The organism is Stenotrophomonas hibiscicola ATCC 19867 (genome assembly GCF_000382065.1).
GTDB lineage: Bacteria > Pseudomonadota > Gammaproteobacteria > Xanthomonadales > Xanthomonadaceae > Stenotrophomonas > Stenotrophomonas hibiscicola.
In genome coordinates, this window is record NZ_KB907501.1 from 290,796 (window position 1) to 305,144 (window position 14,349).

Annotated in this window: 14 protein-coding genes; 9 read left to right on the forward strand and 5 right to left on the reverse strand. The window is 66.3% G+C overall.

Annotation, left to right across the window (positions count from 1 at the left end; translation table 11 throughout):
• Positions 1-19: 19 nt before the first annotated feature.
• Entirely contained in the window at positions 20-1,255 is a 1,236-nt protein-coding gene (ftsZ, locus tag G370_RS0113475) for a cell division protein FtsZ (protein ID WP_010481920.1), read from the forward strand.
• Between the two features lie 171 nt (positions 1,256-1,426).
• A complete protein-coding gene (gene lpxC, locus G370_RS0113480) occupies positions 1,427-2,338 on the forward strand; it encodes a UDP-3-O-acyl-N-acetylglucosamine deacetylase (protein WP_019661076.1) in 912 nt (303 codons plus the stop codon).
• Between the two features lie 282 nt (positions 2,339-2,620).
• Here lpxC and G370_RS0113485 read toward each other — a convergent pair whose 3' ends face one another.
• Complete coding sequence (locus G370_RS0113485; protein ID WP_026347140.1) at positions 2,621-3,070, reverse strand: DciA family protein; 450 nt, start codon at positions 3,068-3,070, stop codon at positions 2,621-2,623.
• A 12-nt stretch (positions 3,071-3,082) separates the two neighbouring features.
• On the opposite strand from G370_RS0113485, the gene G370_RS0113490 reads away from it, so the two are divergent.
• From G370_RS0113490 to G370_RS0113500, 3 genes are all read left to right on the forward strand, one after another.
• On the forward strand, positions 3,083-4,039 hold the full coding sequence (locus G370_RS0113490) for a M23 family metallopeptidase (protein WP_019661077.1): 957 nt from the start codon (positions 3,083-3,085) through the stop codon (positions 4,037-4,039).
• A 279-nt stretch (positions 4,040-4,318) separates the two neighbouring features.
• Positions 4,319-7,051 carry a preprotein translocase subunit SecA gene (secA, locus tag G370_RS0113495; RefSeq protein ID WP_019661078.1) on the forward strand — a complete coding sequence of 911 codons (2,733 nt, stop codon included), beginning with the start codon at positions 4,319-4,321 and terminating at the stop codon, positions 7,049-7,051.
• Between the two features lie 102 nt (positions 7,052-7,153).
• Positions 7,154-8,110, forward strand: a complete 957-nt coding sequence (locus tag G370_RS0113500) for a Nudix family hydrolase (protein ID WP_019661079.1) — start codon at positions 7,154-7,156, stop codon at positions 8,108-8,110.
• Between the two features lie 87 nt (positions 8,111-8,197).
• On the opposite strand, the gene G370_RS0113505 is transcribed toward G370_RS0113500, so the two are convergent.
• A complete protein-coding gene (locus tag G370_RS0113505) occupies positions 8,198-8,782 on the reverse strand; it encodes a DUF4124 domain-containing protein (RefSeq protein ID WP_019661080.1) in 585 nt (194 codons plus the stop codon).
• A 40-nt stretch (positions 8,783-8,822) separates the two neighbouring features.
• Positions 8,823-9,650 (reverse strand): methylenetetrahydrofolate reductase [NAD(P)H], encoded by an 828-nt coding sequence (gene metF / locus G370_RS0113510; RefSeq protein ID WP_019661081.1) that lies wholly within the window; start codon positions 9,648-9,650, stop codon positions 8,823-8,825.
• Positions 9,651-9,852: 202 nt separating this feature from the next.
• Here metF and G370_RS0113515 point away from each other — a divergent pair, with 202 nt between their 5' ends.
• Genes G370_RS0113515 through G370_RS0113530 form a run of 4 tightly spaced genes read left to right on the forward strand, consistent with a single transcriptional unit; the run spans position 9,853 to position 13,193 of the window.
• Positions 9,853-10,785 (forward strand): alpha/beta fold hydrolase, encoded by a 933-nt coding sequence (locus tag G370_RS0113515; RefSeq protein ID WP_019661082.1) that lies wholly within the window; start codon positions 9,853-9,855, stop codon positions 10,783-10,785.
• 24 nt (positions 10,786-10,809) lie between these two features.
• The gene (locus G370_RS0113520) at positions 10,810-11,856 is read left to right on the forward strand and encodes a sensor histidine kinase (protein WP_026347141.1); all 1,047 of its coding nucleotides are present in this window, start codon (positions 10,810-10,812) and stop codon (positions 11,854-11,856) included.
• Positions 11,853-12,584, forward strand: coding sequence for a LytR/AlgR family response regulator transcription factor (locus G370_RS0113525; RefSeq protein ID WP_019661084.1), 732 nt, complete (start codon positions 11,853-11,855; stop codon positions 12,582-12,584). The genes G370_RS0113520 and G370_RS0113525 overlap by 4 nt, the downstream gene beginning before the upstream one ends.
• 51 nt (positions 12,585-12,635) lie before the next feature.
• Entirely contained in the window at positions 12,636-13,193 is a 558-nt protein-coding gene (locus tag G370_RS0113530; RefSeq protein WP_010481895.1) for a DUF3228 family protein, read from the forward strand.
• 75 nt (positions 13,194-13,268) lie between these two features.
• On the opposite strand, the gene G370_RS0113535 is transcribed toward G370_RS0113530, so the two are convergent.
• Together G370_RS0113535 and ybaK are read right to left on the reverse strand one after the other, a co-directional pair.
• The gene (locus G370_RS0113535) at positions 13,269-13,754 is read right to left on the reverse strand and encodes a hypothetical protein (RefSeq protein ID WP_019661085.1); all 486 of its coding nucleotides are present in this window, start codon (positions 13,752-13,754) and stop codon (positions 13,269-13,271) included.
• The gene (ybaK, locus tag G370_RS0113540; protein ID WP_019661086.1) at positions 13,754-14,227 is read right to left on the reverse strand and encodes a Cys-tRNA(Pro) deacylase; all 474 of its coding nucleotides are present in this window, start codon (positions 14,225-14,227) and stop codon (positions 13,754-13,756) included. The genes G370_RS0113535 and ybaK overlap by 1 nt, the downstream gene beginning before the upstream one ends.
• Between the last annotated feature and the right edge of the window lie 122 nt (positions 14,228-14,349).

Sequence of the window (14,349 nt, forward strand, 5' to 3'; positions counted from 1 at the left end):
ATACAACGAGGACACGGACATGGCGCATTTTGAACTGATCGAAAAGATGGCACCCAATGCGGTGATCAAGGTGGTTGGCGTGGGCGGCGGCGGCGGCAATGCCGTGGCGCACATGGTCAACTCGGCGGTGGACGGCGTGGAATTCATCACCGCCAACACCGACTCGCAGGCCATCAAGAATTGTGGTGCCAAGCTGCAGCTGCAGCTGGGTACCAACGTGACCAAGGGCCTGGGCGCAGGCGCGAACCCGGAAGTCGGCCGCCAGGCCGCGCTGGAAGACCGTGAGCGCATCATGGACGCGCTGCAGGGCGCGGACATGGTGTTCATCACCGCCGGCATGGGCGGCGGCACCGGCACCGGCGCTGCGCCGGTGGTGGCACAGCTGGCCAAGGAAATGGGCATCCTGACCGTGGCCGTGGTCACCAAGCCGTTCCCGTTCGAAGGCCGTCGCCGCATGCAGGTGGCGCTGAAGGGCATCGAGGAACTGAGCCAGCACTGCGACTCGCTGATCACCATCCCGAACGAGAAGCTGATCACCGTGCTGGGCCGCAACGCGACCATGATCCAGGCCTTCCGTGCCGCCAACGACGTGCTGCAGGGCGCCGTGCAGGGCATCGCCGACCTGATCGTGCGTCCGGGCCTGATCAACGTCGACTTCGCCGACGTGCGCACCGTCATGTCCGAAATGGGCCTGGCGATGATGGGTACCGGCACCGCGCGTGGTGATGACCGCGCCCAGGCCGCTGCCGAAGCCGCGATCCAGAACCCGCTGCTGGACGATGTGAACCTGGCCGGTGCCAACGGCATCCTGGTCAACATCACCGCCGGTGCGGACTTCACCATGGCCGAGTTCGACGAGATCGGCCGCACCATCGATGGCTTCGCTTCCGAAGACGCCACCGTGGTGGTCGGTACCGTGCTGGATCCGGACATGCAGGACGAAGTGCGCGTGACCGTGGTCGCTACCGGCCTGAACCGCGTGTCGGCCAGCAAGACCCAGCGTCCGGGCGAGCGTGCGCCGATCAAGCTGGTCCGCAATGCCACCACCGGCCAGCCGGAATTCGGTGACTTCGACAACGGCGGCGACGCTGTGTCCAAGGCCGTCGGTGGCATGGGCCTGGGCCTGCGTCGTGCCAGCAGCGATACCGCAGCGGCTTCGGCCCCGTCGGCCCCGTCGGCTTCGGCACCGGCTGCGGCGGAACTGCCGAACGACTACCTGGACATCCCGGCGTTCCTGCGCCGCCAGGCGGACTGAGCGGGGCGGCCCGGGGTTGTCCTCCCCGGGTAGCGCCACCATGTCCTGAAAACGCGGGCGCCGGGCCAGGATGGGCCCGGCCGCCCTGCTTCACGCGCGTCCTGCCGGCGTTTCAGCCGGGGTAGGGGAGCGTGCGTGTTAATCTAATGTGTCACTTCCGGTCCATCCCCCATGATCCAGCAACGCACCCTCAAGAACACGATCCGCGCCACCGGCGTTGGCCTGCACAGCGGCGACAAGGTCTACATGACCCTGCGCCCGGCACCGGTCAACCATGGCATCGTGTTCCGCCGCGTGGACCTGGACCCGGTGGTGGAAGTGCCGGCCAAGGCCGAGCTGGTCACCGAAGTGACCCTGTGCACCGGCCTGACCTGCAACGACGCCAAGATCCAGACCGTCGAACACCTGATGTCGGCGCTGGCTGGCCTGGGTGTGGACAACATCATCGTCGAACTGTCCTCGGCCGAGCTGCCGATCATGGACGGTTCGGCCGGCCCGTTCGTGTTCCTGCTGCAGTCGGCAGGCATCGTGGAACAGGATGCGCCCAAGCGCTTCATCCGCGTGCTGAAGACCGTGGAAGTGACCGAGGGCGACAAGGTGGCCCGCTTCACCCCGTACGAGGGTTACAAACTGGGCTTCACCATCCAGTTCGACCACCCGATGATCCCGGCCAAGCAGTCGCGCCAGGAAATCGAGTTCTCGACGCTGGCCTACACCAAGGAAATCTCCCGCGCGCGCACCTTCGGTTTCATGCGCGACCTGGAATACATGCGCGAGCGCAACCTGGGCCTGGGCGGTTCGATGGACAACGCCATCGTGCTGGACGAGTTCCGCGTGCTCAACGAAGACGGCCTGCGCTACGCCGACGAATTCGTGCGCCACAAGATCCTCGATGCGATCGGCGACCTCTACCTGGCCGGTGGCCAGGTGCTGGGCGCTTACGAGGGCTTCAAATCCGGCCACGCGCTCAACAACAAGCTGGTGCGGGCGCTGATGGCCGACGCCACTGCCTGGGAATGGGTCAGCTTCGACTCGCCTGCCACCCCGGGTCCGGTCGAATACGCCACTCCGGCCTATGCCTGATTCCGTAGGTCGTTGAATTTAAAGATAAAAACGCCGCCATCCAAGGCGGCGTTGTTGTTTCCGGCGCAGACGACGCATTCAGTGTGCTTGAAAAGGCATCAAGGCCGGTTCGAGGTCACGGTTTTGTGAACCTGTTGGATCCGAAGCCTGAATTTAACGCCGTTTTAACAACAATCTAACGACAGGCCCCTGGATGGCCGCTAGGATGCGACCCGGCCCCCGAAATGTTTCACGCCGTGGTGACACGCGCGACGGGGAGCGGAGCCGGATGCTCCGTTGCCATCATGACCGTTTCTTCGGTTTGGAAGGAACGTCCTGCAGGCAAGCCAAGGCGTCGCGTAGCCCTTTGTGCGTGGCGGCTGAAACTGCGTGGGGTCCATTCCGGTTGTCGAGCGCTGGGGAGCGCGTGGGAGTGGGAGACGCAGTCTTGATGGTCACCTTGGTGGCCTTCAGCCCGATGGAACGGGCCGCGTCGAGCAACTGGGCTTCGGCAAGCCGCAACTTGGCATGCCAGACCGGGGATTCGACGAGAAAAACGAGGTGTTCCCCGTCCACATTGGCCAGCCGGCAGCGGCTGCGCAGAGGTGGCGGCAACTGGGGGCGCAACTGTCGGTCCAGCGCGTCGAGCCACAGGGCACGCCGCAGCGGGTTCCCGCTTTTGTCCGCCATTACCGCATCCAGCGCCGGTTTCGGTGCCGACGCGGGGCGAACGCTGGATTTCGGCTCAGACATGAAAACTCACTGATGGCATTCAAAAAGATCGTAATCAAAACGCGTGAAGGACAGGCCAAATCGTCGCCGATCACGCGTTTGCGGTTCTATTTCGAGGACCGCCCCCGCGCCCTGCTGGGCAGCGTGCTCGGGGTAGGCTGCATTATCGGCCTTGCTGGCGGCATTGGCGTCAGCGCGCTGAATGATTCCCGGCTGCAGGCCAAGGTCGAGCGCCAGGATGCGGAGCTGGCCAAGGTCAAGCGCGATGCGCAGACCCAGGTCAACGCGCTGGCGGCCCGTCTCGGCGAGCTGCAGGCCCAGGCCACCCGCCTCAACGCGCTCGGCGAACGGCTGACCCAGATGGGCAAGCTGGAGGATGGCGAGTTCGACTTCAACGAGACCCCCGGTCTCGGTGACGGTGACGCAGGCGGTCCGACCAGCGACATCCCGGTCAAGGACGTCAACGCCGACTTACAGGTGCTGGAGCAGCGCTTCGCTGCTTCAGGCCGCCAGTTGTCGGTGATGGAGTCGCTGATGTTCGACCACCAGCTGCAGCAGAACGCCGTGCCTTCGCGCATGCCGATCCGCAACAGCTACGTGACCTCCGGCTTCGGCACCCGTGCCGACCCGTTCGGCCGAGGCGCCGCCACCCACAAGGGCATGGACTTCCACGCCAAGGTCGGTGACCCGGTTATGGCCGTGGCCGAAGGCGTGGTCAGCTTCGCCGGCGTGAAGGGGGGCTACGGCAACGTGGTCGACGTCGACCACGGAAATGGCTACGTCACCCGCTACGCGCACAATTCCCGCCTGGTGGTGAAGGCCGGCGACCTGGTCCGTGCCGGCCAGGAAGTGGCCAAGGCCGGTTCCACCGGTCGTTCGACCGGCGCCCACGTGCACTTCGAGGTGTGGGAGAACGGCAACGTGGTCAACCCGCGCAAATTCCTCGGCGACGGCGGCAACACGCCGGTCGGCCGCGTCAGCCGCGGCTGATCCCGGGTCGGATCCCTTCCGCGCCGCGGGAGGGCTCTGACCCGATGCGGTTTGATCTGGTAGTGCCGGCCGCTGGCCGGCAACCTCATGATCTTCGGCAGCATCGCGGATCACCGGCCAGCGGCCGGCACTACCCCCTCGGGGTTGAAACCTCAGCCGCCCGTCCCAAGCTACAATGGGTGTTGCCATCGACAGGGCGCCAGGCGCCCTGTTTCGTTTGCGGCGGACGGATCCCCAGGGGGAGGCCGGGCGTCGTGTCCATCCAACCCGGTTCCTTCAATGATCAACAGCCTGCTTACCCGCGTATTTGGCAGTCGTAACGAACGACAGCTGCGCCAGCTCAACCGCATCGTCGCCAAGATCAATGCGCTGGAGCCGGAGATCGAGAAGCTTTCCGACGAGCAGCTTCAGGCCAAGACGCCGGAGTTCAAGCAGCGCATTGCCGGTGGTGAAGCCCTGGACAAGGTGCTGCCGGAAGCGTTCGCGGTGTGCCGCGAAGCCGGCCGCCGCGTGCTGGGCATGCGCCATTACGATGTGCAGCTGATCGGCGGCATGGTGCTTCACCTGGGCAAGATCGCAGAAATGCGTACCGGTGAAGGCAAGACCCTGGTGGCGACCCTGCCGGTGTACCTCAACGCGCTGGAAGGCAAGGGCGTGCACGTGGTCACCGTGAACGACTACCTGGCCCGCCGCGACGCCGCGCAGATGGGCAAGCTGTACAACTGGCTGGGCCTGAGCGTGGGCGTGGTGTATCCGGGCATGCCGCACAGCGACAAGCGCGAAGCCTACGCTGCGGATATCACCTACGGCACCAACAACGAATTCGGTTTCGACTACCTGCGCGACAACATGGCGCTGTCCAAGGCCGACCGCTACCAGCGCGGCCTGCACTACGCCATCGTCGACGAAGTCGACTCCATCCTGATCGACGAAGCGCGTACCCCTCTGATCATCTCCGGTCCGGCCGACGATTCCCCGGAGCTGTACATCCGTGTCAACCGCGTCGTGCCGCACCTGGTCAAGCAGGAGAGCGAGGACGGCGAAGGTGATTTCTGGGTCGATGAGAAGGGCAAGCAGGTGCACCTGTCCGAAGCGGGCATGGAGCACGCCGAGCAGCTGCTGGTTGAAGCCGGCATCCTCAACGGCGAAACCGAAGGCCTGTACGCGGCGCAGAACCTGACCGTGGTCCACCATCTCAACGCCGCCCTGCGCGCGCACGCGATCTACCAGCGCGACGTTGACTACATCGTGCGCGACGGCGAAGTGGTCATCGTCGACGAGTTCACCGGTCGTACCCTGGCCGGCCGCCGCTGGTCCGATGGCCTGCACCAGGCGGTGGAAGCGAAGGAAGGCGTGCCGGTCCAGCGCGAGAACCAGACGCTGGCGAGCATCACCTTCCAGAACCTGTTCCGCATGTACAAGAAGCTGTCCGGCATGACCGGCACGGCCGATACCGAAGCCTTCGAGTTCCAGAGCATCTACGGCCTGGAAGTGGTGGTGATCCCGACCAACCGCCCGACCATCCGCAAGGACAGCCCGGACCAGGTGTTCCTCAACCGCAAGGGCAAGTTCAATGCGGTGCTGGCCGACATTGAAGAGTGCGCCAAGCGCGGCCAGCCGGTGCTGGTCGGTACCACCTCGATTGAAACTTCGGAAATGCTGTCCGAGCACCTGAGCAAGGCCGGTGTGAAGCACGAAGTGCTCAATGCCAAGCAGCACGACCGCGAAGCGACCATCGTCGCCAACGCCGGCCGTCCGGGCGCGGTGACCATCGCCACCAACATGGCCGGCCGTGGTACCGACATCGTGCTGGGCGGTTCGCTGGAAGCAGAGCTCCACGCGCTGGGCGAGGACGCGACCGACGAGCAGAAAGCCGCGGTCAAGGCCGACTGGCAGAAGCGCCACGAGGCAGTGAAGGCGGCGGGCGGCCTGCACATCGTCGGCACCGAGCGCCATGAGTCGCGCCGTATCGACAACCAGTTGCGTGGCCGTTCCGGCCGCCAGGGTGACCCGGGTTCGTCCCGCTTCTACCTGTCGCTGGAAGACAACCTGATGCGCATCTTCGCCTCCGACTGGGTGCAGAAGGCCATGCGCATGATGGGCATGAAGGAAGACGACGTCATCGAAGACCGCCTGGTCAGCCGCCAGATCGAGAAGGCGCAGCGCAAGGTCGAGGCCCACAACTTCGACATCCGCAAGAACCTGCTGGACTTCGACGACGTCAACAACGACCAGCGCAAGGTGATCTACGCCCAGCGCGACGAGCTGCTGGACGCCGAATCGGTGAAGGACAACGTCGACGGCATCCGCGACGACGTGATCTTCGACGTGGTGGCCCGCTTCGTGCCGCCGAACTCGATCGACGAGCAGTGGGACCTGCGAGGCCTGGAAGCGACCCTGGAGTCGGACTTCGGCCTGCAGATGTCGCTGACCGACCTGGTCAAGGAACACGAGGAGCTGGACGCCGAGGCGATTGCCGCCAAGGTGCAGGAACGCGTCAACCAGCACTTCGCCGAGAAGGAAGCCGGCGTGGGCGAAGAAACCATGCGCGCGCTGGAGAAGCACGTGATGCTGACCGTTCTGGACCAGAGCTGGAAGGAGCATCTGGCGCGCATGGATTACCTGCGCCAGGGCATCTACCTGCGCGGTTACGCGCAGAAGCAGCCGAAGCAGGAGTACAAGAAGGAAGCCTTCGAGCTGTTCTCGGACATGCTGGAAAACGTCAAGCGCGAAGTGGTGACCCTGCTGTCGCGCGTGCGCATCCGCAGCGACGAGGAAGTGCAGGCGCTGGAAGCGGCCGAACGGCAGCAGGCCGAAGCCCGCCTGAGCCAGTCGCAGTTCCAGCACCAGGACGCGGGCGGCTACAGCGCCGACGAAGAGGCTGCACAGGTGCAGGCTGCCCAGCAGGGCGTGGCGCAGATGCAGCGTGACGAGCCGAAGATCGGCCGCAACGATCCATGCCCGTGCGGCAGTGGCAAGAAGTACAAGCACTGCCACGGCCAGCTGAGCTGATGCCGAAGAGCCCCGCGAAAGCGGGGCTTTTCGTTTGTGGCAGGGGAGTTGCAGCGGATCCGTGATTGCGCCGGCCGCCCTGTTCTGGGCATGCTTCCCCCCATGCCTTCCCCCACCCGATCGATCCATGTCGTGGCCGCCGTCATCACCGACGCCCGTGGCCGCGTGCTGCTCAACCGCCGTACCGAGAACCGCGACATGGCCGGCCTGTGGGAGTTTCCCGGCGGCAAACGCGAATCCGGCGAGACCTCCGAACAGGCGCTGGTGCGCGAGCTGCGCGAGGAACTGGGCATCGAGGCCGATGTCGGCGAGTGGCTGATGGATGTGCCGCAGCGCTATCCGGACAAGCACCTGACCCTGGAGGTGCGCCACGTGCGCAGCTGGAAGGGGACACCGCGTGGGCGGGAGGGCCAGGCGATCACCTGGGTGGCGCCGGACAAGCTGGGCCGCTATTCAATGCCGCCGGCAGACCTGCCGGTGGTGGCCGCCCTGCGCCAGCCCGACAGCTACCTGATCACCCCGGCGCCGGCCGATGATGAGGGCGGCGTGCAGCATTGGCATGAACAGCTGCAGCGCGTGGTGGCTGCGGGCCAGCAGCGCATCCAACTGCGGTTGCCGACGGCCCATCCGCAGCGGCAGGCGATGGTCGAGCAGGTCGTGCGTGCGCATCGCCGCAGCGGCGTGCAATGGTTGCTCAACCGCGATATCGAACTGGCGCGTGCGTTGGGCGTGGGCGTGCACCTGGGCAGCGAACAGCTGCTGCAGCTGTCGCAGCGCCCGCTACCCCAAGGCCAGCTGGTGGCTGCATCCTGCCACGACCTGCAGCAACTGCAGGAGGCACAACAGTTGGGCTGCGACTTCGCTGTGCTGGGCCCGGTGCAGGCCACGCCCAGCCATCCAGATGCCGTGCCGCTGGGTTGGGATGCCTTCGCCGAGCTGCGCGCGCAGGTGTCACTGCCCATCTATGCGTTGGGCGGCATGGGCCGCAGTCACATTGCCGAAGCGCGCCGCCATGGCGGCCAGGGCATCGCCGCTATTCGCGGGCTGTGGCTGGCGTAAAGCCGCGTCGGTCGCCGGGCATCGCCCGGCGCTACCCTGTGGAATGGAAGCAGTAGATCCACGCCAGGCGTGGATGGATGCCCGCGATCACAACGTGATCCAGAAACACCCGTACTGCCGCCGTAATCCCACCACCGTCGAGGCACGCGCCACGCTGCCTGGCAGGGTCTGCTCCAGGCGCAGGCCGACCGGATGGCGAACAGCCGTCGGCTCAGGGGCGGATCCCTGCGCAGCAGGGCCCTGGCCCTCGTCAGTCACTGCGTCCTGGCCCTGTCCTGGATACACCGGCACGACGTCCACCAGCGGCCGCCGCACCAGCGATTCCAGTTGACCGAGGATTCGCTGCGCGCCCGCATCGGAGACCGCGCCCCACAGGTACAGCGAGGACAGCCGGTTCACATCATTGCTGACGATGCCGTTGCGCAATGCGTCCACCAGTTCACTCAGCCGCCGCGGGCAGCGTGCCCCCAGGGTATCGCGCTGCAGGATGTTGCCGCTGGGCGCAGGCGGTGGCACCCGCGACCGCGCACCCACACTGTCGCAGGGTCGGTCGGTATACACGCTTTGGCCCTGCGCATCGGTGCAGTGGTTCAGGCGCGTGGACTGTGCGTGGGCGACGCTCGACAGCACGCACAGCGGCAGCAGCAACAGCAGGAAGGAAAGCCGGATCATCCTCGCAGGGTAGCGCCGATCCGGTCCGCATGGCGTGCTTTCAGCCTTGGAGCAGCTTCAGCACCGAGGTGGTCGGCTTGGCCAGGTTCAGCGTGTAGAAGTGCAGGCCGGGCGCGCCGCCTTCGATCAGGCGCTGGCACAGCCGGGCCACCACTTCCGTGCCGAATGCACGCACCGACTCCGCATCATCGCCATAGGCCTGCATCTTGCGACTGATCCAGCGCGGAATCTCCGCACCACACTGTTCGGAGAAGCGGCGCAGCTGGCTGAAGTTGGCGATCGGCATGATGCCCGGCGTGATCGGCACCTGCACGCCCAGCCGCCGCACTTCATCGACGAAATGGAAGTACGCGTCCGGATTGAAGAAATACTGGGTGATGGCCGCATCGGCACCGGCATCGATCTTGGCCTTGAAGTGCTTCAGGTCAGCCAGTGAATCGGAGGCCTGCGGATGCGTCTCCGGATACGCGCCCACTTCGATGTGGAACGCATCGCCGTGCTCGGCGCGGATGAAGGCGATCAGTTCGGCGGCATAGCGCATGTCGCCGGGAAAGCCCATGCCCGAGGGCAGGTCGCCACGCAGCGCGACCAGGCGGCGGCAGCCGATGGCGCGGTACAGCTTGAGCAGCTCGCGGATCTCCTGGCGGGTGCCGCCCACGCACGACAGGTGCGGCGCGGCATCGAACCCATGGTGCTGGTTGAGGTGGCGCACGGTCTCGGAGGTGTAGCTCAGGGTCGAGCCACCGGCGCCGAAGGTACACGACACGTATTCGGGGGCGTAGTCCTTCAGCTTGGCCGCAGCACGGTCCAGCTGGCTGCGCTGTTCGTCGGTCTTGGGCGGATAGAACTCGAAGCTGATGGCGGTCATGGCACGGGCGGTGGCGGCGGGTGCGAAACAGTATATCTCTTCATCAAGATGGATGCTTGAAGATTGCCTGAGGCCAGCCGTCCCCAACCCGCGACCGTTTGCCCCGCCGTGCGGCCGCTGCTCCGAAATCGCAACCGGGGTGCCTCCGCCAGGCCCACGCTGCTCCCATCCCGGCGCCACCCATCCCATGAAGGAGCAGACGATGAAGATCTTCCTGGCACTCTGGTACGCAATGAAGGCCGTGGCCCGGCTGGCGATGATCGGCATGGCGATGGCCGTGCTCGGTTCCGGCTCGGCGCATGCCGCCACTGCCGGCGCCCCGGGTGCGGGCAAGGTGCAGGTCGAGGTAGTCGGGAAGGGCCGTCCGCTGCTGACGATCCCCGGCCTGAACAGCGGCGCCGAGGTCTGGCGCGAGACCTGCCTGGCGCTGGAGGATGTGCAGTGCCACCTGGTGCAGCTGCCGGGCTTTGCCGACGCCGCGCCTGCCGACCCGCGCCCGGCCGAATTCCTGGCGGCCATGCGCGGGCAGCTGCTGGCCTACCTGCATGACCAACAGCTGGGCCCGGTGGTGGTGATCGGCCACAGTCTTGGCGGCCTGCTGGGGCTGCAGATGGCGCAGGCCGAGCCGAAGGCAGTCAGCGCGCTGGTGGTGGTCGATGCATTGCCGTTCCTGCCGGCGGCGCGTGACCCGAACGCCACCGCAGACAGCGTGCGGCCGATGGCCGACCAGCTGCGCAAGGGCATGCTCGCCGCCGATGCCGCGCAGTGGCAGGCGCAGCTGAAAGCCGGCCTGCCGGGCATGACCCGCGATCCGCAGCGGCAGGCCGAACTGGGGCGCTGGGGCGAAGCCAGCGACCGCCAGACCACCGCTGACGCCATGCATGCGGTGATGACCACCGACCTGCGTGACAGCATCGCCTCGATCACCGCACCGACACTGGTGCTGGGCAGCTGGGCCGGCTACCAGCCGATGGGCGGCACCGAGGACAGCACGCGCGCGGTGTTCCAGGCGCAGTACGCGAAACTTCAGGGCGTGCAGATCGCGATGAGCGCGCAGGGGTTCCACTTCCTGATGTGGGATGATCCGCGCTGGCTGCGCGGTCAGGTGCAGGCCTTCCTCGACCACCACCACTGAGTTTCAACACGCCTCGGAATGGACATGCCGGATTCCTCCTCGACGGTACGCTTCTGGCTGCTCAATGCGCTGGTGTGGGTGCTCTATGGCGTTGCCGGAATCGGCCTGCGCCAGGCCTATTTCAGCGATGCCGGAAGCGCAGGCGTGTTGATCACGCTGGGCCTGGCGTTGGCCCTGTTCGGGTGCAGCGGTGCCATCCGTGCGCTGGCGCTGCGTGCCGACTGGTGGGCGCGCGGCACGGCCGGGCTGTTGCTGAGGCTGGCGCTGTCGGTGGCATTGGGCGCGGCAGTGGCGCAGCTGCTGGTGAACATCGCGCTGCACTCGGCGCTGGCCTGGAACTGGGTGAGCCTGGGGCGGAAGACGGCCGACTTCAGCCCCAAGGCGCTGCTGCTCTACTGGTACACCACTGCGGTGATGCTGGCCCTGTGGGCAGCGCTCTGGGCAGGCCTGCACAGCCTGCGCCGGATACGCAGTGCGGACCTGGCGCGCCTGCGTGCCGAGGCCGAGCGCAGCGCGCTGGAGCGCGATGCACTGCGTGCACGGCTCAACCCGCATTTCATGTTCAATGCGCTGAACAACCTGCGTGCGCTGATCCTGGAAGATCCTGAGCGTGCGCGCGACATGGTCACCCGCCTGTCGCGCACGCTGCGCCAGGCGCTGGCACACAACCGCAGCGAGCAGGTCACGCTGGCCGAGGAACTGGCGGTCGTGGACGACTACCTGGCCATCGAGGCAGTCCACTTCGAACAGCGCCTGCAGGTGAACCGGCAGATCGATGCCGACGCCCTGCAGGCACAGCTGCCGGCGATGGCGCTGCAGCTGCTGGTGGAAAACGCGATCAAGCATGGCATCGCCAGCCGCCCGGGCGGCGGCGGGATAGAGATCCGGGCCACGCTGGACAATGACGTACTGCGCCTGCAGGTGGACAATCCGCTGGGCGGCGCCAACGAGCCCACCCATGGCCATGGCGTCGGCCTTGCCTACCTGCGTGCGCAGCTTGGCACGCAGGGGAGTTTCATGTTGCAGCCGGTCGGCGACCGCATGCAGGCCCTGCTGGAGATTCCGCAATGAGTGGCGTGCTGCGTGTGTTGATCGTTGATGATGCACGGCTGGCGCGGCAGGAGCTGCGCACGCTGTTGTCGGCGCTGCCATGGGTGCAGTGCGTGGGCGAGGCCGACGATGTGCCCGCTGCACGCGAGGCGATCGCCACACTGGCGCCGGACCTGGTGCTGCTGGATGTGCAGATGCCCTCCGGCAGCGGCTTCGATGTGCTGGATGGGCTGGAGACGGTGCCGGCGGTGGTCTTCGTTACCGCCTACGACACCTACGCGGTGCGCGCCTTCCAGGCCAACGCGCTGGACTATCTGGTGAAGCCGGTCGAGGCGCCGCGCTTGCTGGAAGCGTTGCAGCGGGCGCGCCAGCGCGAGGTGGTGGCGGGCGAAACGCCGGAGCCGCGCAGCACGCTGGGCGCGCAGGACCAGGTGTTCGTGCGCGAGGGCGAACGCTGCTGGTTCGTCTCGGTCTCGGAGATCCGTCGGCTGCTGGTGGATGGCAACTACACACGGCTATGGTTCCGCGACCAGAACGCCCTGCTGACCCGCAGCCTGAGCGCGCTGGAAGCACGCCTGCCGCCGGAGTTGTTCTTCCGCGCCAACCGCAACACGCTGGTCAACCTGCGCCGCATTCGTGGCGTGACGCCCAGCATTGCAGATGGCTACGACCTGACGCTGGACGACGGCAGCGAGGTGGAGGTATCGCGGCGGCAGGCACGTGAACTGCGCGAACGGATGGCGTTGTAGGGGCTGCCAGCAGTTACCCTGTGCAGCAGAACTCCTGATCACACCTGCGCCATGTCCATCGTCCTCACCGATTTCGCCCGTCCCCGCCTGTTCCCGCGCGTGCCGCGCGGCAACACCATCCAGGACTGCACTGCCGAGCAGTTCGAGGCGCACCTCAATGCGCAGGCGCCGCTGAAGGTACTCGACGGCTACGCCCCGTTCTGCAAGCTGTTCGTCTACGAGAACTGGACCAGCACGCGCTGCCTGACGGTGCCGGTCACCGAGGCCAACCGCCACCTGCTGCGCAGTGGTTACGAAGCGCGCAACCGCGAGGAATTGCCGGTGCTGGTGCGTTGGTTCGAGGGCGTGGAATCGCCGCGTGCGAACTACCTGGTGGTGATCCTGTACAGCGCCGAGCAGCTGGCCAGGGAAGGTTCGCCGATCGAGGCCGACTGGGGCATCGTCGGCTGCATCTACACCGCCGAACCGGAAGAGGTGCCAATGGCGCCGATCACGATGATGCGCAATGCGCTGGGCGTGGAGGAGGGCGGCTCCGGCGTGCCGCTGGACCGTGAGGCGTACCGGCGTTCTGTCGAGTTCTGGGAGAACAACGCGAACTGGCGGCCGTGAGCAATATTTGCCATCCACGCATCGCGTGAATGTGCGGACCGCAGTAGAGCCACGCCATGCGTGGCTGCTTGGCCTTCAGGCACCTTTCCATTCCCACCACGGGTAATGGTACTCGCGGTCGATGGCCTGCCAATGCTGGCCGCATTGCGTGCAGGCAACGGTGTGGCAATCGCCCCAACCATCCTCGGCCTCCTGCAACGAGAGCAGCTGCATCTGCCCTTGTTCGATCAGGCGACGCGGATCGAAGAATGGGTAGCCGGGGTTGAGCGCACACAGGCATCCCTTACGCGCCTGCCAGTAGCGTAGCCGTTGCAGGCCCGCCTTGAGGTGTGCCTGGTTGCTGATCAGCATGCCGCCCAAGGCGATGCCCTCGCAGCTGCGTTCGATCAGGTCGACATGTGTGGCCAACGCGTCCAACGATGAGGCACTGAACAGCCGTGCGACGCTACGTGCGGCATCGGTGATGCGTGTTGCGTCGCGCGACAGCAGGTCCTGCAACAGCACATCGGCCTGTGCATCGTCGAGACGGGGTATCCGCGCTGCAGACCAGGGCCAGCGCATCAGCGAGACTTGCCGATGGCAGCGTAGTGGCCGGCGGTGAGGCGCAGCAGGTCAGCCGGCGCCAGTTCCACTTCCACGCCGCGGCGACCGGCGCTGACATGCAGCGCGGGCAATGCCTGAGCGCTGGCATCCAGGAAGGTGCGCAGGCGCTTCTTCTGCCCGAGCGGGCTGATGCCACCGACCAGGTAACCAGTCGCGCGCTGCGCGGCATCGGCGGCGGCCATCTCGCACTTCTTGCAGCCGGCCGCTTCGGCCAGCGCCTTCAGGTCCAGCTGGCCGGCCACCGGCACGATCGCCACCAGCAGTTCGTGTGCCTCGGTGCTGGCCAGCAGGGTCTTGAACACCTGGGCCGGATCGAGGCCGAGCTTGTCCACGGCTTCGCCGCCATAGGATTCGGCGTGGGCGTCGTGCACGTAGCTGCGCACGGTGTGGGCGATCTTCTCGCGCTTGAGCAGGTTGATGGCCGGGGTCATGCAGGCATCGTAGCGCGCGCTGGTCGCGTTGCCTTGACCGAAGCTACTGCCGGAGCATCCACGCATGGCGTGGATCTACCAGTGGGGACTGGATGCGGGGTGTACGACCACACGCCAACGCA